The organism is Rhodococcus baikonurensis, from assembly GCF_040489275.1.
Classification (GTDB): Bacteria; Actinomycetota; Actinomycetes; order Mycobacteriales; family Mycobacteriaceae; genus Rhodococcus_F; species Rhodococcus_F baikonurensis.
This window is the reverse complement of the sequence record NZ_JBEUOQ010000004.1, coordinates 80,912-101,949: the sequence shown is the minus strand read 5'-3', so window position 1 is coordinate 101,949 and position 21,038 is coordinate 80,912. Positions and strand designations below refer to the sequence as shown.

Here is a 21,038-nt window from a genome sequence, read left to right as displayed (position 1 = left end):
CACACTTATCCGTGATGATCAGTTCCACGAATTCCTCTCAGACGGTCCCGCCACAGGCTCGGGGCTTTGTTCCGGCTTTGGACGGTATGCGTGGATTGGCCGCGCTCGGCGTCCTCGTCACCCATGTCGCGTTCCAGACCGGTGAAGCGCAATCCGGCGCGATCGGGCGGGCGTTCGGCCGACTCGACCTCGCCGTAGCGGTGTTCTTTGCTTTGTCCGGATTTCTGCTGTGGCGTCCGCACGCGGCAAAGGCCCGTGGAATCGGGCAGCCGCAGCCGACGGTCCGGTACTGGATCTCCCGCGCGACGCGCATCCTGCCGGCGTACTGGGTGGCGGTGGTCCTGATCCTGCTGTTCCTGCCCGGCGCCGGTGGGGGCTACCAGGTGTGGCTCGCGAATCTCGGGTTGGCACAGGTCTTCGTGCCGTTGACGCTCACCGAGGGGCTCACGCAGATGTGGAGCCTGTCGGTCGAGGTGGCGTTCTACGTTCTGTTGCCACTGTTCGCGTATCTGATGGTGCGGTTGCGCGGCGGCACTGCCCGGTACCGGCTACCGCTTCTGCTCGGAGTGTCGGTGCTGGCCCTGGCGTGGGCATTCATTCCGATTCCGACGCCGGACGCCATCCACCACGACAACTGGTTGCCGGGCTACCTGCCGTGGTTCGGCGCCGGCATGGTGCTGGCCGAGCTGGCAGTGGGCCCGTCGACATGGGTGCATCGCCTCGCGCACCGTCGGGTACTCCTGACCCTCATTGCCTTTGTCGCCTTCGTTCTCTCGTGCACCGATCTGGCCGGGCCCGAAGGTCTGGTGCGGCCGGAGCCGTGGCAGTACGCGATCAAGATTGCACTCGGTGCGATCATCAGCTTCTCGTTGATCGCGCCACTGGTTCTGCGCGATCAATCGCAGCATCGGTTCCTGGCCAGTCCTTTGGCGCTGGCAATCGGACGCTGGTCCTACGGCCTGTTCATCTGGCACCTGGCCGTACTGAACGCTGTGTTCCCCGTATTCGGCATAGTTCCGTTCTCGGGCAGCTTCTTCTACGTCCTGGCCCTCACGGTCGTCCTGAGCGTCGCTGTGGCCTCGGCCAGTTACGCCTTGGTGGAGGAACCGGCGCGCGTCGCGGTGACGCGGTGGGAGAAGCGCCGCCACATCGGTGAACCGGCAAAGGGCAACGCGGCCAACCCGGTCACGACCAAGGCCACCAACGTCGAGAACTGAATCGCGAACGAATCGCCCACATAGCCGCCCGGTGCCCGCCACGGTCCGGTCGAGAGCAGCGTGATGCCGATCATCGCGGCCACGCCGGCAGTGCCGACCAGAATGCGTGCGGTCCGAGCCGGGCCGAAGATTCGCAGCGCGGCAAGTCCGAGGATCGAGCACACGACGGCGATCGCCGCTCCCACTCCGCCGCCGATGACGGTGGCCGCCGCGAGCACGCCCACCCATCCTGCCGCGACGCTGCGCCACGGGCGGGGCGGTATGTGCGGCTTGGGTTCTCGGCGGGTGGGGACAAGAGCTGCGAACAGCAGCGGGATCAGCAACACGAGCCCGCCGAAGATGCCGAGACGGTACCAACGGTCGCTGGGGAAGTCGATGGTGACGGTTCCCGCGGTGCCTGCCGGCACGATCCAGCCCTGCTGCCAACCGTTCACGACCACCGGCGTCAGCTTGGAACCGTCCGGCGCCGTGGCGATCCAACCGATGCTGGTGCTCTCGGGATTGACGATCAACTGATCGGTGGACGAGTTCGTGACGGTGAGTTCCCGGTGATTCGCCGTCCACGCGGTCGATTCGAGCGGTGTATTCCGTTGCGCGGCTGAAGGACCGACAGCCGTCAGGTTGAGATTGTCGACCGAGAATGCGGGGCCCGGTTCGACGACTACTTCAGGCTGTCCCGCCGGCAAAGTTGCCGACGCGTCCAGGTCGCACACACGTGCCTCGACCGGTGCGCCGGTGCGAAGTTGGGCCGCCGTCGCTGTGATCGAGGTAGGGAACTGCTGTCCGGCAACCGAAATGGTCGGGCCGTCACCACAGGGGACGGTGACGGTGCGGTTGTCGAATGAGTCTGTGCCCTGCACGCCGGAACCGGCGATCGGTGTCCCGTCTGCGCCGACGACGCCGACCTCGGCGAGGCCGGTGGGCTGCGCCTGGGCGAAGCCGAGTGCCGTCTGATCGAGGACCGGTTCCCAATCGGTGACGCTGAGGACGATCTTGTCGGTGACGTAGGGGGAGAGGGTAACTCGACTGGTTCGAGGCGTTTCGTCTTCGAGGTCGGGCAGCTCTCGAACCTGCGGTCCGTTGCCGAGGTTCACCGCGACGCTGGTCGGCAGCGAGGGCAGGGTGCCAAGTCCTCGTGTGATGTCCAGGCCGGTGACCAGGGTGGGTTCGGGAAGGTTGAGAGTCAGAGTCGGTTTCGGGCCGCCCGGTTCGGTGGTGCTCTGCGGCGCCGACCACGTGGTGCGTGGGTCGCCGTCGGTGGCAGCGAAGGCAGATCCGCGTGTGTCGCCGATGTCGCTGGAACCCGAAGCCGTGATTCGGCGTGGGGCGGAAAGCAGATCTTCGAGGGCGTTGCCCTGACGCGCTCGGACAGTCAGTGTCGGTGCAACGACTGTGTTTTCGGGCGCCGTGAGCGTGCGCTGGAAACGGCTCGGCTCTTCGGGTATGGCCATGAATGCATTGCTGCACCGCACGCGGTCCGTCGAGTCGGCACACGCGTTGCGGCCGGGGAACTCCTGGCTCAGGTTCCAAGCGTTCACGGATGCGTCCGCCGGCGTACTCGGCATGACTGTGTCGAAACGGATCGGGACGGACTTCGGCGCGCTGCGATCGGAGAAGTCTTCGACGGAGAGTTCGCTGATGCCGAACTGTGTTCCAGGCGATCCGTTTTCGGTGTGAGTCGCCGTGACGCGTACCCACGGAGTGTTGCCGCCCGGGATCGAGACGGTGATGGGCTCACCGGGACGCTCCACCTTCACCGCCGTGCTGCCGTTCGGTGTCGAGACCTCGAGCCATTTGACCGGAGCGCCGATCGCCGCGGCGCTGGTGGTCAGATGGAGCAGGCCACTGGAAATCGGTGTGTCGAAGTCGATCTGCAACCACTGGCCCAGTGCACGCTCGATGCCGTTGCTGAACCAGCCGGTGGCCGGATCGCCGTCGACCGTCGATGCCGGACTGCTCGACGGTGAGGTGCCGCCCAGCTGGGTGGCGTCGGAGGCTGCGCTGGAAACGGTGATCGAGGCGCCACTCCAGCGGCCTTCCACGAGAGGCGTGTTCGCAACCGGGTAGTCGGGCACCAGATTGTAGGTACGACGTGCGTCGTCGGGCGTGCGCAGGGCGGAACTGTGGTTGTCGACCTGACCGAAATCGGTTTCCCGATCGCGTGGGGTGTCGGTGACGGTGACCGAATCGACCGGCAGTCCGGCAGCTTCGGCGTCGGCGGCGAGAATCATCGGGCCGGTCCCCGGGATCAGCCCGTTTTCGTGAAGGCGCACAGCAGATTCCGGACCGCCTTGAACGCGCGGAACCTGGTTCAGGTCGACGGAGTACGGTCCACTGACCGCCGGGGTGCCGTCAGGTGCGGTGACCTCGAAGATCTCGATGGCCGGGTAACCGGGACGCAGGTCGCTGTCCGCGACCAGCCCTTCGATCGGTTCGGGGCTGTCGTCTTCACCGAAATGCGCGACGCGCTCGATCCCCGGCGAGCCTTCGACCGCCTGGTGCACGAGTATCGGCCTGGCCGAGCGCGACGTTTCGCCGTCGAGGTCGTTGCGCATCACCAGATAGTGGATGCCCTGCCCCAGCAAGGTCTGCGCGAGGCCGTCCGACGGACGTCCGTCGGCGATCAGACGTTGGACCGAATCGAGCGCTCGGATGGCGCCGGGCGGGGTCAGCGGGACCGAGTCACGCACCGCCCACGGCGTACTCGCCAACGCCTGAAGCGGTTCGTCACGCGTCAGACCCCAGACCTGGCTGCCGAAGGGCGCTCCCGGGACGACCAGGGCACGTTCGGCTTCCGATCCGGGGGAGGTGTTGTCCTCGAGCCACTGTGCTGCTTCGTTCCAGTACGAGGGGACGTCCGGATACGCTCCGCGGGGAGCGAGCTTTCCCGTCCAGGCCAAGGCCGTCGAGAGGGTGAGGGCAACGAGGATCAGGCTGGTCAGTGCGACCATCGGTTCGCGCTCGGGATGGGCGAACGCACGCCGCCATCGGGCGAGTGGAACCGATCCCGGCAGCGGCACTTTGGCCAGCAGGTGTGCGAGTCCCAGCACCAGCGGTAGACGGACCAGCGGCTCGAGCTTGTGGACGTTGCGCAGCGGAGCGCCCGCCGAGTCGAGGAACAGACGCACTGACTCCGATACCGGCGAGCTGAGTTCACCTACGTACCCCGCGGCCAGACCGGTGATACCGACGAACAGGATGAGCGTCAGCCGGCCGCGAGCGGGCATGGACCGCATGCAGAGCCCGGCGAGGCCGGCAGCGGCAACCAGACCGGTGGCGACAACTGCTGCGGGCTGGGTGACCAGAACGGCGCCGGCAATGCGTTCGGGGGAGACGAACGGGGTCCAACTGTCCGTGCCGCGCAGTATCTCGGCGAGCGACGCCCATTGAGTGGTGACACCGGCGGACTCGATGTAGTCCAGGAACGGTGGGCTGATCTTGCCGAGCAGCAGTAGCGGCACGATCCACCAGAGAGTGCCGAGTGCGACGAACAGCGCCCACCATGCGGTGAACGTCAGCCACGTTCGGTTGGGTTTGTGCGAGAGCCACCAGATGATCGCGACCAGGCAGGCTGCGGCGGTGGCGACGGCATTGATCGAACCCATGAGGGCGACGGCAAGCGCGGATTGTGCGGCCAACCGCCTCAACCCCCGTGAGCGGTTAGGGAGTCCAGGGACTCCTTTTCCACGCACAGGGCCGAAGGCCAAAATCACCGGCAACAACACCCACGGCGCCAACATCATCGGCAGGGTTTCCGAGGAAATCGAACCGAGAGTGGTCAGCACGCGGGGAGAAAGAACAAAGGCAACCGCTGCGATGACGCGCGAACTACGGCTGCCGATACCGAGAGCCTCGGCAACTCGGATGATGCCCCAGAAACCTGCGATCAGAAGCAGCGCCCACCAGACGCGCTGAGTGATCCACGGCGGAACGTTCGCCAACTCGCCGAGCGCGAAGAACGGCCCGTGCGGAAAGAAATATCCATAGGCCTGGTTCTGAACCTGGCCGAGCGGGGCCTGACTACTCCACTGATGCGACGCGCGTTCGAGAAAACCGAACGGATTCTGCGTCAGGTCGTACTTGGTGTCAGCGGTGATCAGACCCGGCGATTGCAGAAAGGTGAGAAGAAACGCTACGACGGAGGCGCCGAACAGCCACCGCTTCGACAGGGGCTCTGCCGACGGGGCGGTGTCTACCGAAGACACCGCTGCGTCGGCGGAAGAACGGGAACTCGCGAGGCCTGCGCTCTCAGCGGCTGCCGTACTCAACCTGGTTCAGCACGGAAGAATCTGCGTTTCCGCTGCGGTCGATCTCGGGACGAGTGTTGTCCGACGCGGCGGCCGTGACACCGAAGATGACGCCGGCACCCAGAACGGCACCGATGACAGCGCTGGCCACACCGGGGACAAGGAACTTCGTCATCGCGGATCTCCCAATTGGTCGTTAGTCGGTCGTTCGCGGTCGGACGGACTTACCGGCCCGTACGAACTGCTCGGGTCAAGGTATCACCCGCACTCGAGAATCCGGACGATTACCCTCGTGACGTGCTGGTCAGTCGAGGGTTTCGGCACCGAGCGCGGTCAACAGAGTGCGCAGTTTCGTGGACGTCTCGTCGAGTTCGTCCTGCGGATCCGATTCGGCGACAATTCCGCCACCCGCGCTGGCCCAGGCACTGAGGCCGTCTGCACTGATCTCGGCGCAGCGGATGGCAACCACCCAATCACCGTCGCCGGCGTCGTCGCACCATCCCACGGCGCCGCCGTAGAAACGCCGCGGTTCCTCGGTTTCGCGGATGACCTTCAGTGCTGCATCGGTGGGTGTTCCGCACAGCGCGGGCGTCGGATGCAGAGCGATGGCGAGGTCGAGCGCAGTGGTGACGTTTCGCAGGGTGCCGCGGATCGGGCTGGCCAAGTGCCAGACCTCGTGAGTGTTGGTCAGTTCGGGAGTTGCCGGTACCGACAGATCACTGCACATCGGTTGCAGGACCTCGCGGATCCACGACGTCACGAAGGCGTGCTCGGCCAGATTCTTCGTCGAACGCAGAAGGCTCTCGCCGGCCTCGCGGTCTTGTTCGGAGTCGGCGGATCGCTTTGTGGTCCCGGCCAACGGGCGACACGTCACGACGCGCCCGCGTCGACTGACCAATACCTCAGGCGTTGCGCCGACCAGGCTGTGGCCCTCGAATGCGGCTCCCGCAGCAGATAGGTCGACGGCAAAGGTGTTGGCGACGGGATTGAGCGCCGTCATGCGAGCGGCGAGCGCGGTCGGGGAGATCGGAGTCTGCGTCCGAAGTTCCACAGTGCGAGCCGCGACCACCTTGTCGATTTCTCCGCTGCGGAGGCGTCCGATCAACTTTTCCACCCGGCGAAGATGCTCCGACGACGACGGGATCTCCCGGCCCACCTTGGTCGTGGGCAGCGCCGGGGGATCGACCGGTTGCCACGGCCGCGACGCGATCGTCGCCTCGGCAGGTTCGTACAACGCCGTTGCGGCAGCCGGGTCGAAGGGGAGCGCTCCGACGATCAGCTTTGTCGTACCTGCCGACAGAGCGTGGGTGGCCGCGTCGGAGCTGTCGAAGCTGCGTCGTACGCCGCGGGTGACCACGCTGTGATCGGGGCGCGAGAGAACAAAACCGTCCATGGTGCTTTCGACACTAGTCGGCCCCGGATCAGGAATGCGCGAAGGTCACTTCCCCGGAGGGACGATCAACACCGGCCGATGACTGTGACGCAGAACATGATCCGCGACGCTGCTCTGTAGGAGCGACCGCAAACCCGTAGTACCGCGGGTGCCGGTCACGATGATGTCGACGTCCAATTCGTCTGCGGTTTCGCAGATTGCGGACCAGATCGCGGAGCGGCACTCGGCGCTCCTGCCTTCGACGGTCAGGCCCGCGGCCTCGGCCAGTGCGACGCCCTCGGCGAGGGTGACTTTGGCGTCGGTGTACGCGATGTCCTCGACGTCGTCGTCGGGAACCCACTCCGGTTGCATCACCCCGGACAGGCCGGACATGCGAGCGGCCTGGCGAACCATCGGCTCCCAGGCAGTGACGAGAACAGCGCGATTGGCGGAGAGGAAACGCCCCGCGTAGTCGACTGCACGCTTGGCGTTGTCGGAACCGTCGTACGCGATGAGCATCAGACCTTGTGGCATCACGACCTCCTCGTCAGCGGGGGAATCGGTTCTCTTCCAGGCTACCGTCCCGATGTGCCCGTGAGGGAGTGTATGGGTACCGGGTCCGTTACGGTCGAGGTATGCGGATCAAGTTTCTGAAGGCTGCGACGACCATTGCATTGTGCGGAGGGTTGGTTGCGGGATGCTCGGGCGAAAACGGGACCGCCGATCCGGTTTCGAGCGCCCCGACCAGCACCATCTCCGAGATCACGTCGACGCCTGCGGCGTCCAGCTCCGCACCCGTCGCCGCGTCGTGCGGTAGTGACCTTCTGGCTTCACTGTCCCTGCGTCAGAAACTTGCCCAGCTGCTCAACGTCGGCGTCACCGGGACCGACGACGCGTTGTCGATAGTGCAGAACGAGGAGATCGGCGGTATCTTCGTCGGAAGTTGGACCGATCAGTCGATGCTCACCAATCGCGAAGTGCCGCAGGTTGCTTCGGCGTCGAAGTTGCCGTTGATGGTGACGATCGACGAAGAAGGTGGACGAGTTTCCCGCGTCGCGGACATCCTCGGGCCCGATCCGTCGGCCAGGGAAACAGCGCAGACCATGACAGTGGAACAGACGTACCAGATGGCTCTCGAGCGTGGACGCGGGTTGAAGGATCTCGGAATCACCGTCAACTACGCCCCCGACGTCGACGTCAGCAGCCAACCCGACGACTCCGTGATCGGTGACCGCTCGTACTCCGACGACCCCCAGACCGTGGTTGCGTACGCCGGTGCGTACGCGCAGGGTATGCGCGACGCCGGAATCTTCCCGGTGATCAAGCACTTTCCCGGGCATGGCAGCGCGTCGGGTGACTCGCACCGGGGTGAAGTGACAACGCCGCCCTTGCAGGATCTGATCGCGTCGGACTTGATTCCCTTTCGCGAGCTGTCGGGAACCGGAGTCGGCGTCATGATGGGGCACCTCGAGGTTCCCGGTCTGACCGAGCCCGGTACCCCTGCCAGTATCAGCCCCGCCGCCGTTGCGTTGCTTCGCGACGGAGTGGGTTACGGCGCAGCGCCGTTCACCGGCCCGGTATTCACCGACGACCTCAGCGGTATGCAGGCGATCACCGACCGATACGATATTGCCGACGCGGTTCAGGCTGCGCTGGTGGCAGGTGTCGATCAGGCACTGTGGCTGACCACTGATGACGTTCCGCGGGTGCTCGACCATCTCGAGCAGGCCGTCGCGTCGGGTGAGCTTCCGCAGGCACGGGTCGATCAGGCCGTCGTCACAGTTGCCACCGCCAAAGGTGCCGTGACCTGCTGAGTCGAAGTCAGGATTCGACGCACAATCTTACCGTAGAGTAAGATCGACATTTACCCTGTGGTTGGAGGAAGCATGGCCGGCGGTACCAAGCGACTGCCACGCGCAGTGCGTGAGCAGCAGATGCTCGACGCGGCTGTGGACGTGTTCTCCGACAGGGGATTTCACGAAACTTCGATGGACACCATCGCGGCCAAAGCCGAGATCTCGAAGCCGATGCTGTACCTGTACTACGGCTCGAAGGAAGAACTGTTCGCGGCGTGCATTCATCGTGAAGGGCTCCGCTTCCTCGAAGCTCTCGCCCCCGCGGGCGCGCCGAACCTGACTCCGCGTGAACAATTGCGCGCCGCTCTCGAGGGCTTCCTCGGGTTCGTGGGCGCAAACCGCAAGTCATGGATGGTGCTCTACCGTCAGGCCGTCGGGCAGCAGGCTTTTGCGGGAACCGTGCAGTCGAGCCGCGATCGGTTGATCGAGTTGACCGCGCATCTGCTCGAGTCCAGCACCAAGGATCCTGATGCCGCGCACGATTACGGGATCATCGCCATCGCGCTCGTCGGCGCCGGTGAGGCGGTAGCCGACCGGGTCGCGGGTGGGGAAATCGAAGTAGACGCCGCCGCGGACCTACTCGAATCCCTCGCGTGGCGCGGTCTCTCGGGCAAGAAGAAGTCCGAATAGCCCCCAAACCAATCTGAGCGAACGTACCTTTCAGCGCATCCAAGGCGCCGAAAGGTACGTTCGCTCAATTGGGGTGGGTGGGAAACCCGACAAAACTTAGGTCAGCGCAGCGTCGCAGTGACGTGCGGGTAACCCTTCTTCGGGTGACGCAGCGACAGATCCCAGCCGTCGTCGGTGCGGTCGGCGTAGGCATTCAGCGTCGCCGGCAGCAGAATCGGCTTGCCGAAACGCACGCTGTAGGTGACCTTGTCCGCGACGGACCCCTCGACGGTCCGCAGAAGTGCCGCGGCACTCCACATTCCGTGAGCAATGGTCTTCGGGAAACCGAAAGCCTTGGCGCCCAGAGACGAGACGTGTATCGGATTGCGGTCGCCGGAGACGGCGGCGTACTTGCTGATCGTGGTCTGGTCGACGCGGATGGTGCTCATCGGCATCGGCGGGACCTCGTCTGCCTTGGGCTCCGGACCGGGCTGGCCGGACAGGGAGGTCTTCTGCTGGTTCAGGAAGCTCGAGGTCTGTCGCCAGACCAGTTCCCGTCCCACCCGAATTTCGGTGATCACGTCGATCAGCAGACCCTTGCGGTGCTCACGCAGGTTCTCGGCATGCACCGAGAGGTCCAGCGGTTCGCTGACGGAGATGGGCCGTAGTGATTCGATGACGTTCTCGGCGTGAACGGAACCGACGGCGGCGAAGGGGAAGTCCTTCGACACCATCAGCTTCATCACCGTCGGGAAGGCCAAGGTGAAGGGATACGTGATCGGCAGAGTGTCGCCGAACCGCAGTCCGGTCACGCGGCAGTACGCCGCCAGATTGTCGGTGTCGACCTTCAGTCCGGTGAGGGTGAAGGTCTGCTGTGGCACCGAGCGAGAGTTGGACTTGTTCCACGGCAGCAATCCCAGTACCGCGCGGGAGTAGATGTCGAGGGTCTTCGGCTGCTCGGTGAGCGCGACGGTCTTTGTCGCCATCATGCGCCCAGGAGGCTCTGGCCGCAGACGCGAACGACCTGTCCCGTAACGGCATTGGAGGCCGGGCTCGCGAAGTATGCGACGGTCTCGGCTACGTCGACGGTCTCGCCGCCCTGCAGGAGCGAGCTCATGCGGCGGCCGGCTTCGCGGGTGGCGAAGGGGATGGCGGCGGTCATGGCGGTCTCGATGAAGCCCGGTGCGACGGCGTTGATGGTGATGTTCTTCTTCGCCAGGACGGGAGCTTCGGCGTGTACGAGGCCGATGACGCCGGCCTTGGAGGTGCCGTAGTTGGTCTGGCCGCGGTTGCCCGCGATGCCGGCGATGGAGGAGACGTCGACGACGCGGCCGCCTTCCTTGAGGGCACCCTTCTCGACGAGGTGCTCGGTGATCTTCTGCGGTGCAAGAAGATTGACGTTCATGACCATGTTCCAGCGGCCCTCGTCCATGTTGGCGAGGGTCTTGTCGCGGGTGATGCCGGCGTTGTGGACGATGATGTCCGCTCCGCCGTGACGCTCGAGGAGGTGAGCTGCGAGGATTTCGGCTGCGTCGGCTGCCGTGACGTCGAGGGCGAGGGACGTGCCGCCGACCTTGTTCGCGGTCTCGGACAGTGCTTCGCCGGCGGCCGGGATGTCAGCGCAGACGACGTGAGCGCCGTCGCGGGCCAGCACCTCGGCGATGGTGGCACCGATGCCGCGGGCCGCGCCGGTGACGACGGCAACCTTGCCTTCGAGCGGCTTGTCCCAGCTTGCAGGCGCGACGGAATCTTCAGCTCCGACGACGATGACCTGGCCGTCGACGAAGGCGGACTTGGCCGAAAGAAGGAAGCGCAGAGTCGATTCCACGCCGGAGAGTCCGGTGGACGCCTTGGGGGAGACGTAGACCAACTGAGCGGTGGAACCGCGCTTGATCTCCTTGCCGACGCTGCGAGTGAAGCCTTCGAGAGCGCGCTGCGCGACATGCTCGTCGACGCTCGAGGTTTCTTCCGGCGTCGTGCCGAGAACCACGACGCGAGCCGACGGTGCGAGGTTGCGGATCACGGGCTGGAAGAACTCGAACAGCTGCTCGAGCTCACTGACCTGAGTGATTCCGGTTGCGTCGAACACGAGCCCGCCGAAGCTGCTGTCGTGTGCCTGAGCTGCCGGGTAGTCGGAGAGCAGTACGCGAAGCGGTTCTGCGAGCCGACCCTTCCCGCCGATGAGGACAGGTCCGGCGAGTGCGGGTTCCCCTGCCTTGTAGCGACGCAGGTTCTCGGGCCTGGGCAGGCCGGCCTTCGACGCGATGAATGCGCCGGGGGCGGACGAGAGGAACTGTGAATAGAGGTCGGGAGCTCCCTTGCTGGCTGCCACGGTCCTACCTTCTGTTGTGTTTCGGGTTGTCTCTCACCGGGCAATCGGAAGAATGCGGCGATAGACAAGTAACTTACTACTGAGTAAGAATAGTCTTCAACAGGTAATCGCACCATCCTTGGAGACGCAAGTGACAAGCAAAGCCCGTTCAAATGCAAAGCCCGCCGCACCTCGCACTGCACCGGCCGCAGCCGCTGCAAATTCTGCAGGTCAGCGCCGTCCGGTTGCGATCGTCGGCGGAAATCGCATTCCGTTCGCACGCTCGGACAAGGCGTACGCACAGGCGTCCAACCAGGACATGTTCACTGCGACGCTCGACGGTCTGGTGAGCCGATTCAATCTGCAAGGCGAGAAGCTCGGCATGGTCGTCGGCGGTGCGGTGCTCAAGCACAGCCGTGATTTCAATCTCATTCGCGAGTCCGTTCTCGGCAGCGCGCTGAGCCCGTACACGTCGGCGTACGACCTTCAGCAGGCGTGTGGCACGGGACTGCAGTCGATCATCGCCGTCGGCGATGCCATTTCGGCCGGCCGCATCGATTCCGGCATCGGCGGCGGTACGGACACCACGTCCGACGCTCCGATCGGCGTCAACGATCAGGCACGCGAGTTCCTGCTTTCCCTCAACCGCGCGAAGTCCACGGGCGACCGCATCAAGCTGCTCGGCAATGTGCGTGCGGGCATGCTCGGCCTCGAGATTCCGCGCAACGGCGAGCCTCGCACCGGCAAGTCGATGGGTGACCACGCTGCGATCACCGCCAAGGAATTCGGCGTCAAGCGCGAGGACCAGGACGAACTTGCCGCTGCCAGCCACAAGAACATGGCGGCTGCCTACGACCGCGGTTTCTTCGACGACCTCGTCACCCCGTTCCTCGGCCTGACCCGCGACGACAACCTCCGTCCCGGTTCGACCGTCGAGAAGCTGTCGACGCTCAAGCCGGTCTTCGGTACCAAGCTCGGCGACGCGACGATGACGGCAGGCAACTCGACGCCGCTCACCGACGGTGCTTCTGCAGTGCTCCTCTCCACCGACGAGTGGGCAGCCGAGCGCAATCTTCCGGTTCTGGCGCACCTCGTCGATTCCGAAACCGCTGCCGTCGACTACGTCCACGGCAAGGACGGGCTGCTCATGGCTCCCACGTACGCGATCCCGCGTTTGCTGGCCCGCAACGGCCTCACCTTGCAGGACTTCGATTACTACGAGATCCATGAAGCCTTCGCTTCGGTGGTTCTCGCCACCCTGCAGGCCTTCGAGTCCGACGAGTACTGCAAGGAACGCCTCGGCCTCGACGGCGCGCTGGGCTCGATCGACCGAAGCAAGCTCAATGTCAACGGATCGTCCTTGGCTGCAGGTCATCCGTTCGCAGCAACCGGCGGACGTATCGTCGCTTCCCTCGCCAAGATGCTCGCCGAAAAGGGTTCGGGCCGCGGCCTGATCTCGATCTGTGCGGCCGGTGGCCAGGGTGTCACGGCGATCATCGAGCGGTAACCGCTCCACAATCTCCCCACGCGAGTGAAAACTGCGCTCACCTGCAGTGATCGTCGCGAGGGGATGCGTAATCGGGGATCCGGCCACGAGGGGTGGCCGGATCCCCGAACTCTTTGCAAACTTTTTCGCGCAGGCGTGTAACGCTGCAGAATAGCTACCGATATTCATGACAGCCCCGTGTTGCTGCCTGACCCCCGACCTGGCAGCAGCGCGGGGCTCTCGTATGTCCGGATACCCTGTATTGAGTTGTCGGTGAGCGCCGCAGCGACGGTTGATGCAGCGAGGAGCCAACAGGTGAGTGACGAAGAGGGTCCGTCCGTCGAGAAGACGAACAGCGAGGACTCGTCCCTCCCAGAACAGGAACTCGAGTCGGTCGAAGAACCTCAGGCGGTCGAAGAACCTCAGGCGGTCGAAGAACCTCAGGCGGTCGAAGAGACCGACTTGGTCGAGGAGCCCCAGACCGCTGAGGACACCGAGACGGTTGTCGAGGCCGAATCACTCGAATCTCCCCAGCCTGTCGACGCAGACGTAGTCGATTCCGCAGAGGCGGCAGACGCAGCAGTAGCGGACGAAGACGAAGCGGTAGACGATCTGACAGACGACGAATCGGCAAACGAAGTCACCACCGTCATCCCCGTCGTCCCAGTGGACGACGCCTCGCCGACGGAAGTGGTCGACGAGGTTCCGGCGACAGAAGCCATCGACGAGCAGACAGAGCAGTTCGAGCCTCCGGCGGTGGTGGTTCCCCCGAAGCCGCCGCGCCCCGAGTTCGTGCAGCAGTACGACACGCAGAAGTTCGAACCCATCCAGCAGCAGTACGAGCCCGTTGTCCGCGAACCAGCGGTAGTTGCACCACCAGTGCCACAACAACAACCGGAAGCGCCTGCTTCGACGTCTTCCCGCAAGTGGGTCAAACCGGCGATAGCAGTCGGCGCCATCTTTGCCGTCGCAGCGATTGCCTACGGAGTGGACATCTTCACCTCATCCGGGAAGACACCACGCGGCACCCAGGTCGCCGGGGTGGACATCGGTGATCTCACGCCCGCCGACGCGGAGGCCACGCTGCGCGCCCAACTCGGCCCGAGGCTCGTCGAACCGGTAGCGGTACATGCCGGCGGCGTCGACTCCGAGATCGTTCCCGCATCTGCGGGTGTGGACGTCGACTGGTCGGCGACGCTTTCCGGAGTGAACGCTCAGCCCATCAACCCGATCACCCGCATCACGTCGTTCTTCGGCTCCCGCGAGGTGCCCGTGGTGTCGACCGTCGACCAGCAAGCGTTGGACACCTCCATGGCGCAGCTTGCGGCGAACAGTGATCGTGCGCCCGTCGAAGGCGCAGTTGTATTCGAGAACGGGAAGGCGACGGGTGTTTCACCTGCCGCCGGCCAGGCCCTCGAAACGCAGAAGGCGGGTTCGACCTTCGCCGCCGAATGGTCCGATGGTGGCGTCGTCGATCTTCCGGTCGACGAGGTGCCGGTGACGGTCACTCAGGCTGGTGTCGATCGCGCACTGCAAGAGGTCGCCATTCCGGCTGTCTCGGGTGACGTCGTGGTCAACGGCCGTGACGGCAAGGTCGCGACACTCGGCGTCGATCAGATCGGTGAGGTTCTGACCTTCACACCGGACGGCTCGGGTGGGCTGACTCCGCAGTACAACACGGATGCGGCGATCAAGATTCTGACTCCGCAGTTGGTGTCGACGGAAGTGCAACCCAAGGACGCGTCGTTCACCTTCGCCGGTGGCAAGCCGTCGGTTGTGCCGGGTGTTGTCGGTGATCTGATCAACTGGCCGGACACGGTCAAGGAACTTCCGGTTCTGTTGGGCAGCACGGCTTCTCGGGCAACACCCGCCGTGTACGGTCCGGTCCCGCCGGCGTTGACCACCGAAGCCGCGGAGGCCCTCGGCATCAACGAGGTGATCGGCGAATTCACCACCGGTGGTTTCGAATACGCGTCTGGTGTGAATATCGGCCTGGCCGCTTCGGAGATCGACGGGGCGGTGATCAAGCCCGGGGACACGTTCTCGCTCAACGAGTACACGGGCCCGCGCGGTGCGGCTCAGGGATACGTCGAGTCCGGAATCATCAACAACGGTCGCCCGGACAAAGCTGTCGGCGGCGGAATCAGCCAGCTCGCGACGACGCTCTACAACGCGACGTACTTCGCCGGCATGGACGACGTCGCGCACACCGAGCACAGTTACTACATCTCGCGGTACCCCGAGGCGCGTGAGGCGACCATCTTCGACGGTGCGATCGACTTGCAGTTCCGTAATCCGGCGAAGACCGGCGTGATGATCGAGACGATTGCGACCTCGTCGAACATCACCGTTCGGATCTGGGGAACCAAAACCGTCGATGTCACGTCGACGACAGGCCCGCGTACGTCGCCGACGTCGCCGAACACCGTGACGTTGCCGGAGGGGCCTGGCTGTGTGGCTTCGAGCGGTGCGCCCGGGTTCACGGTCAGCGACACTCGCGTGATCACCGACCACGCGAGTGGCGCCGAGATTTCCTCGAACACCCGGACCGTCAAGTACGACCCGGTGCCGATCGTGAAGTGCGAGTAGGGAACTACTTGCCGACGAGTGGGCCGAGGGTGCGGCCCGCGAGGTCGACGATGCCCGGCTCTTCGCCGTTGGTGATCAGGTTGATCACGACGCCGTCGATGCCGTGGTCGAGGATGCGCGTCTGGACCTGCTCGGCTACGTCGTCCGGGCTGCCGACGAAATGACGTTCGGTGGCCTTGGCGACCACGTCTTCCGGCGCCGTGGTGATGTCGAGACCACGCTCCGCGAGGAACGTTCGCTGATGCGCGCGAGCCTTGTCGCCGTCCTCGTCGATCATCATGAACGTCAGGAAGCTGGTTTCGAGGGTTGCGGGATCACGATCGGCTTCGTCGCATCGCGCCGCAAGTGCTTCCATCTTGCGGGGCAGTTCCGACGGGTCGCAGATGATGTTGAGGTGATCCGCGAACCGAGCGGCGAGGCCGAACGTCTTCTTCTCACCGCCACCGCCGAGCAGGATCGGCAGGTCGTCGCGGACGCGAGGCTCGTTGATGGCGTCCTTGACGTGATACCACTTGCCGTCGAAGGTGGGGCGCTCACCGCGGAGCATCGGGGCGATGATCTGCAGTGCTTCGTCGAGTTTCTGGAAGCGCTCGGTGAACGTGCCGAACTCGTATCCGAACGAATTATGTTCGAGTTCGAACCAACCGGCGCCGATGCCCAGGATGGCCCGACCGCCGCTCACCACGTCGAGGGTGGTGACGGTCTTGGCGAGCATGGGCGGATTGCGGTAGGTGTTTCCCGTGACCAGTGCAGACAACTGGATGGTCTCGGTGGCCGTCGCCAGCGCGGAGAGCGCCGAGTAGGCCTCGAGCATCGGGGCGTCCGGCGCTCCGATTCCGGGGAGTTGGTAGAAGTGATCCATCACGAATGCAGTGTCGAAGCCTGCGGCTTCGGCTTCGCGGGCCTGCGCTATGACGGTGGGGAAGAGGTCCTTGACCGGACCGCCGTAGCTGAAGTTGGGCATCTGGTATCCGAGGCGAGTGCTCACCGTTTCGACGTTACTCGCGATCGGTTGACCTGGCACGATTTTACCAACTCTATGGATTCCGTTGTGCTGGGCAGACTTCCGGAATTCAGAGAAGTTCTTCGGCCGCTTCGCGTCGCTTGGCGCGCTGCTGGTGAAGTTTGACGATTGCGATTGCGACGCCACCGCCGATGATGGCGCCTACCAGCGCGCCGACCCAGGTTGACGATTCTTCGTACGAATCGAATTCGAGACGGGCCATGATTCCGACAGCGGCCACGAGGTACAGCGCCATGCTGATCACCACGCGAGGGCGGCCGTAGGTGGACAATACGTAGACATCGACGTCGCGGCGCTTCGCATAGATGATCGTGATCAACGAGCCGAACAACGCAACGATCAGCAGCGCGAGCGAGATCCACGCCCCTGTTCGGCCGGCGACCCAGGGCAGAATCGCCGAGCTGACGAATATTGCCCAGAAGACACTCTGGAGTCCCACCGCCGAGGCTTCGTTCCAGACGTCGCGCTGACGCTCGTCCTTGTAGAAGTCGTCGTCCAGATCGCCGACGAACCGCATTGCCTTCATCATGGTGCTCATGCCGTCTCCTCTGGAATTTCTGTGGTGAGTTCCGATTCGGGTAAGGGGAAGAGCGCTTCGACGGTGGTCCCCAGCGCCAGGGCCAGGCGAAGTGCCAGGTAGACACTCGGTGCGTAGTCGCCGCGTTCGACGGAGACGATGCTCTGTCTGCTCACCTGACCTGCCGTGGCCAGTTGCGCCTGGGTGAGGCCGGCGAGGCGTCGGTGCTCCCGCACGTTGTTGTCGCCAGCCTTTCCAGTCATGCAAAAAGTAAAGAATACTTGTCACTAGATGTCAAGTTTGCTTGTCATATGAGAGGCTGAAGTGCATGCGTGAACGATTTCTCGAGATCGCCCTGGCCAATCCGGTGGTTGCAACGATCGTGGATCGGGCGCCGAAGCTGGGATTGCAGGAGTGGTACCTGACGGCGGGTGGGCTCTTCCAAACCGTCTGGAATCACATCGACGGCCGTGACCTCGGCGCCGGGATCAAGGACTACGACCTCTTCTATTTCGACGCCGACGATCTGAGCTACGACGCGGAGGACCGTGTGATTCGTTCGGCGGCAGAACTGTTCGCCGATGTCGATGCCGATGTCGAAGTACGCAACGAAGCTCGCGTGCACCTGTGGTACGAGCAGCATTTCGGGATTCCCGGCGTTCCGTTCACCAGTTGCCGCGACGCTATCGACCACTTCGCTTCCACAACTTGCTGTTTCGGGATCACCAAGTCTGCGGACGGCACTGTAGACGTGTATGCCCCGCACGGATACGACGATCTTTTCGACATGATCGTCCGTCCCAACCCGGTGCTGGCGCCGAGAGAGGTGTACGAGGCCAAGGCGGCACGGTGGCGCAGGGAATGGCCTGCGCTGACCGTGGAGCCTTGGCCGGAGACCCTCACCTAGACTTCGATCGGCGGATGCAACCTGTCCATGGTCCACTGCCGATTTCGGCGTGCAGCAAGTGAACTGGCCCCGAGTGAGGCGACGAGAAGGCCGCCGAGGACGGCGATCGAGACCCACAGCCTCGAGTCGATGCCGCCGACGGTGAGTTGTCGAAGCCCGTTCACCGCGTAGGTCATGGGGTCGAACGGGTGGATGATCTGGAACGGTTTCGCGGTGGTTTCGACGGGATAGATGCCGCCGGCCGAAACCAGTTGCAGCATCAGGAACGCCAGGGTGATCACGCGTCCGACGGAGACTCCGAAGATGGCGTTGAACGCCTGGATCAACGCCATATACGTGGCAGTGATGAGCATCAGGAATCCGACGGTGCCGAGGGCGTGCGTGGGGTGCAGGCCAACGGCGAAGTGCACGACCAGGTACATCACGATCACCTGGCAGATGCCGATGAGCAAGGCCGGCCAGTACGAGGCGAGGACCACTCGCAGCGCGCCGAGTCCGTTTGCGATAGGCCGGTTCTGGAGCGGCTTGAGCAGCATCCAGGTGATGATGCCGCCCACGAACAGTGCGAGGGGCAGGAAGAACGGAGCAAAACCGGTACCGAAGGTGCTTGCCCGGTTCTCGTATGTCTCCTGCAGCTCGACCGGACTGGAGAGGGTTTGAGCGGTTGCTGTTCGCTGCTGATCGGTCCAACTGGGAACCTGGCCGGCGCCCTCGGTGAGTTTGGTTGCGAGTTCGGCAGACCCGGCACGGAGTTGCTCGGTTCCGTCGGCGAGTTTGGCTGCACCATCGGAGAGTTGGACGCTGCCGTCGGTGAGTTGAACCAGTCCACTGCTGAGGGTTTGAGCGCCGTCGTTGACTTGCTGACCGCCGTCACGCAGCTGTACCAGGCCGTTGCGGAGTTCACCGCCGCCGTTGGCCGCGGCGCTGAGCCCGGCGCGGAAGGTGCTCGAGGGATCGTCGAGTTGGTAAGCGAGTTGTTGTGCGCCGCTCTTGAGTTCGCCCAGTTGACCCATGGTCGCTTCGCCGAAGCCCTGAGTGCGCAGCATGTCCTGGGCAGGCGCGAGGGCGTTGGCGATCTGTTGGCTGACGGGATCCGGGTTCAGTCGAAGGCTGGCCACTGCCTGACCGACCAGCTGTGCGACGTCTGCTTGTGTGTTCCCGAGGACGCTCAGCTGGTCGACGACCTGGGTGACGCCACCACTGAGTTGGCTTGCGCCGTCGCCCAGTTGGACGGCTCCGAGATCGAGCTGCCCCAAACCGTCGGTCAGTGCGAGGACACCGTCCGTGGCGGTATTGATACCGGTCGAGAGTTGCGCTGTACCGCCGGCAAGAGTGGCTGCGCCGTCACGTGCGGTAACCATGTTGTCGGCCAGCGTTTTCGAGCCCGACGCCAATTCGCCGGCTCCGGCGTTGGCAGTGTTCACTCCGGCCGAGAGCTGGAGTGCTCCGTCGGCGGCCTGCTTCAAACCTGCACCCGCGTCGGTCAATCCGACCAGGACCGTCTCGACGGACTGCGCGCCGATCTTGTCGCTGACTTGACTGAGGACCTGCTGGGCGGCGTTTTGGCCGATGATGGTGCCGAGGTAGTTGTTGACGTCGTTGAAGGTGAACTGCAACTGAGCTTTGTGGGGGTCCTTGGTCGTCGGGGAGGCAACGGCCTCGCTGAAATTCTCAGGCAAGGTGAGAGAGAAGTAGTACGTGCCGTCCGAGACTCCCTGAGCGGCTTCCTGCTGTGAGACCAGGTGGAGATCGAGCTCACCGGAATCGAGCAGCGCTTGGCTTACCTCGTCGCCCGCGTTGAGTTCCTGACCCTGCACCATCGCACCGCGGTCTGTGTTGACCAGCGCGACGGGGACCTTGTTGACCTCACCGAACGGATTCCAGAAGGCCCACAGGTACATCGCGCCGTACAGCAGTGGCATCAAGATGATGGTGACGAGTGCGATCCTGGGCATCGCGCCGCGGGAGAACCGCTTGAGTTCGGTTCCGAGAGACATTCCAGCGAGCATCGCGGTTACCTCGCCCCTTCTTGGTCGGGATTGGTGACTTCTTGGAGCAGGGTGACGGCATCGATGGGTGATCCGTCGGGTAGCGGGTTGACGGTCGACGCGATGATGGTCTGGTAGCTCCCCATCTCGACCAGTCGCTCGACGAGATATGCGCGCTCGGAGTCACGCCGCACCTGTTCGAGATCGTCGACGACCAGCAAGGCCGGCTTCTTCGTGTTCGCGACGGCGATACGCAGCAGGGTCGCCTCGAGTTCCCCGAGATCGCTGACGTATCGGCCGAGCGCAGGCAACGGATGATCGCCGAAGACGGGAGCGCACACCGCTTCGAGTTCGCGGTCTCCGGCGCGTCCGACGAGTTTGTACCAGGGAGCATCCCAGCGAATTTGTTCGGTGATCAGATCGCGGACGGTGACGGACTCGGCAAGCTCGTCGATGTCCTCGAACCCGGCGATCCCGGCGATCTCGAAGATCTCTCGGGGACGCGTTCGACCGAAGACGGACAGTGATCCGGAACTGGCTTTCATTCGCCCGCTGAGTGTCAGAAGTAAGGACGTACGTCCTGAACCGGCCGAGCCTTCGAGGATGGTCACACCGCCCGCACGAATCTCAAGATTGACGGGTCCGAACACCGGCCCCCATGGGCCGTCGAGCGCCAAGTCCGTGGCGGTCAATGCCAGGTCAGGGGCGTAATCGGGTTGTGCGTTCTCTGGTGCGACCACGATGATCACCTGTCTGTTGATCTACTCGGCCTTCGAAAGAACCGAGTGCTGGTTCAGTGGACGTTCGTGCTCACCCAATCACATCGGTAGCGGGCGAGCTGTCCCATGAATGGGACGTGTCGGACACGTCCGGCAACTTGGAGACCGAACGGTATGTATTCTGTTGGAAACGGAA

16 protein-coding genes and 1 pseudogene are annotated in these 21,038 nt (G+C 64.1%); 6 read left to right on the top strand and 11 right to left on the bottom strand.

The window, feature by feature from the left end:
* Nucleotides 1–14: 14 nt before the first annotated feature.
* A pseudogene (locus ABWI03_RS11315) lies at nucleotides 15–1,064 on the top strand (acyltransferase family protein); the annotation flags it as partial.
* A 23-nt stretch (nucleotides 1,065–1,087) separates the two neighbouring features.
* Here the strand turns inward: ABWI03_RS11315 and ABWI03_RS11310 are convergent.
* From ABWI03_RS11310 to ABWI03_RS11295, 4 genes are all read right to left on the bottom strand, one after another.
* Nucleotides 1,088–5,422 carry an alpha-(1->3)-arabinofuranosyltransferase gene (locus ABWI03_RS11310; RefSeq protein ID WP_353798729.1) on the bottom strand — a complete coding sequence of 1,445 codons (4,335 nt, stop codon included), beginning with the start codon at nucleotides 5,420–5,422 and terminating at the stop codon, nucleotides 1,088–1,090.
* Between the two features lie 43 nt (nucleotides 5,423–5,465).
* Nucleotides 5,466–5,639, bottom strand: a complete 174-nt coding sequence (locus ABWI03_RS11305; RefSeq protein ID WP_003945488.1) for a DUF2613 domain-containing protein — start codon at nucleotides 5,637–5,639, stop codon at nucleotides 5,466–5,468.
* Between the two features lie 129 nt (nucleotides 5,640–5,768).
* Nucleotides 5,769–6,857, bottom strand: coding sequence for an isochorismate synthase (locus ABWI03_RS11300; protein WP_298779537.1), 1,089 nt, complete (start codon nucleotides 6,855–6,857; stop codon nucleotides 5,769–5,771).
* 45 nt (nucleotides 6,858–6,902) lie between these two features.
* Nucleotides 6,903–7,370, bottom strand: coding sequence for a universal stress protein (locus ABWI03_RS11295; protein WP_003945900.1), 468 nt, complete (start codon nucleotides 7,368–7,370; stop codon nucleotides 6,903–6,905).
* A 101-nt stretch (nucleotides 7,371–7,471) separates the two neighbouring features.
* Here ABWI03_RS11295 and ABWI03_RS11290 point away from each other — a divergent pair, with 101 nt between their 5' ends.
* Complete coding sequence (locus ABWI03_RS11290; RefSeq protein WP_298779539.1) at nucleotides 7,472–8,650, top strand: glycoside hydrolase family 3 N-terminal domain-containing protein; 1,179 nt, start codon at nucleotides 7,472–7,474, stop codon at nucleotides 8,648–8,650.
* Between the two features lie 72 nt (nucleotides 8,651–8,722).
* Nucleotides 8,723–9,322: a TetR/AcrR family transcriptional regulator gene (locus tag ABWI03_RS11285; protein WP_003945885.1), complete on the top strand. Its 600-nt coding sequence runs from the start codon at nucleotides 8,723–8,725 to the stop codon at nucleotides 9,320–9,322.
* 101 nt (nucleotides 9,323–9,423) lie between these two features.
* On the opposite strand, the gene ABWI03_RS11280 is transcribed toward ABWI03_RS11285, so the two are convergent.
* Both ABWI03_RS11280 and ABWI03_RS11275 read right to left on the bottom strand, forming a co-directional pair.
* Nucleotides 9,424–10,287: a MaoC/PaaZ C-terminal domain-containing protein gene (locus ABWI03_RS11280; protein ID WP_200317995.1), complete on the bottom strand. Its 864-nt coding sequence runs from the start codon at nucleotides 10,285–10,287 to the stop codon at nucleotides 9,424–9,426.
* Nucleotides 10,287–11,633 (bottom strand): 3-oxoacyl-ACP reductase, encoded by a 1,347-nt coding sequence (locus ABWI03_RS11275; protein ID WP_298779542.1) that lies wholly within the window; start codon nucleotides 11,631–11,633, stop codon nucleotides 10,287–10,289. Before ABWI03_RS11275 ends, ABWI03_RS11280 begins: the two co-directional genes overlap by 1 nt.
* Before the next feature lie 130 nt (nucleotides 11,634–11,763).
* Between ABWI03_RS11275 and ABWI03_RS11270 the strand changes: the two genes are divergently transcribed.
* On the top strand, nucleotides 11,764–13,119 hold the full coding sequence (locus ABWI03_RS11270) for an acetyl-CoA C-acetyltransferase (RefSeq protein ID WP_095971367.1): 1,356 nt from the start codon (nucleotides 11,764–11,766) through the stop codon (nucleotides 13,117–13,119).
* Nucleotides 13,120–13,413: 294 nt separating this feature from the next.
* Complete coding sequence (locus tag ABWI03_RS11265) at nucleotides 13,414–15,687, top strand: VanW family protein (RefSeq protein ID WP_298779546.1); 2,274 nt, start codon at nucleotides 13,414–13,416, stop codon at nucleotides 15,685–15,687.
* A 4-nt stretch (nucleotides 15,688–15,691) separates the two neighbouring features.
* On the opposite strand, the gene ABWI03_RS11260 is transcribed toward ABWI03_RS11265, so the two are convergent.
* The 3 genes from ABWI03_RS11260 to ABWI03_RS11250 form a co-directional block, all read right to left on the bottom strand.
* A complete protein-coding gene (locus tag ABWI03_RS11260) occupies nucleotides 15,692–16,675 on the bottom strand; it encodes an LLM class F420-dependent oxidoreductase (protein WP_235171409.1) in 984 nt (327 codons plus the stop codon).
* An 85-nt stretch (nucleotides 16,676–16,760) separates the two neighbouring features.
* Nucleotides 16,761–17,249 (bottom strand): hypothetical protein, encoded by a 489-nt coding sequence (locus tag ABWI03_RS11255; protein ID WP_235171410.1) that lies wholly within the window; start codon nucleotides 17,247–17,249, stop codon nucleotides 16,761–16,763.
* Nucleotides 17,246–17,491, bottom strand: a complete 246-nt coding sequence (locus ABWI03_RS11250) for a helix-turn-helix transcriptional regulator (RefSeq protein WP_007734566.1) — start codon at nucleotides 17,489–17,491, stop codon at nucleotides 17,246–17,248. Before ABWI03_RS11250 ends, ABWI03_RS11255 begins: the two co-directional genes overlap by 4 nt.
* Nucleotides 17,492–17,556: 65 nt before the next feature.
* On the opposite strand from ABWI03_RS11250, the gene ABWI03_RS11245 reads away from it, so the two are divergent.
* Entirely contained in the window at nucleotides 17,557–18,135 is a 579-nt protein-coding gene (locus ABWI03_RS11245) for a nucleotidyltransferase family protein (RefSeq protein ID WP_298779552.1), read from the top strand.
* Here ABWI03_RS11245 and ABWI03_RS11240 read toward each other — a convergent pair.
* Entirely contained in the window at nucleotides 18,132–20,144 is a 2,013-nt protein-coding gene (locus tag ABWI03_RS11240) for a YhgE/Pip domain-containing protein (protein ID WP_058039138.1), read from the bottom strand. The two genes, ABWI03_RS11245 and ABWI03_RS11240, sit on opposite strands and share 4 nt — an antisense overlap.
* A 5-nt stretch (nucleotides 20,145–20,149) precedes the next feature.
* Nucleotides 20,150–20,872 (bottom strand): ATP-binding cassette domain-containing protein, encoded by a 723-nt coding sequence (locus tag ABWI03_RS11235; RefSeq protein WP_353798732.1) that lies wholly within the window; start codon nucleotides 20,870–20,872, stop codon nucleotides 20,150–20,152.
* Between the last annotated feature and the right edge of the window lie 166 nt (nucleotides 20,873–21,038).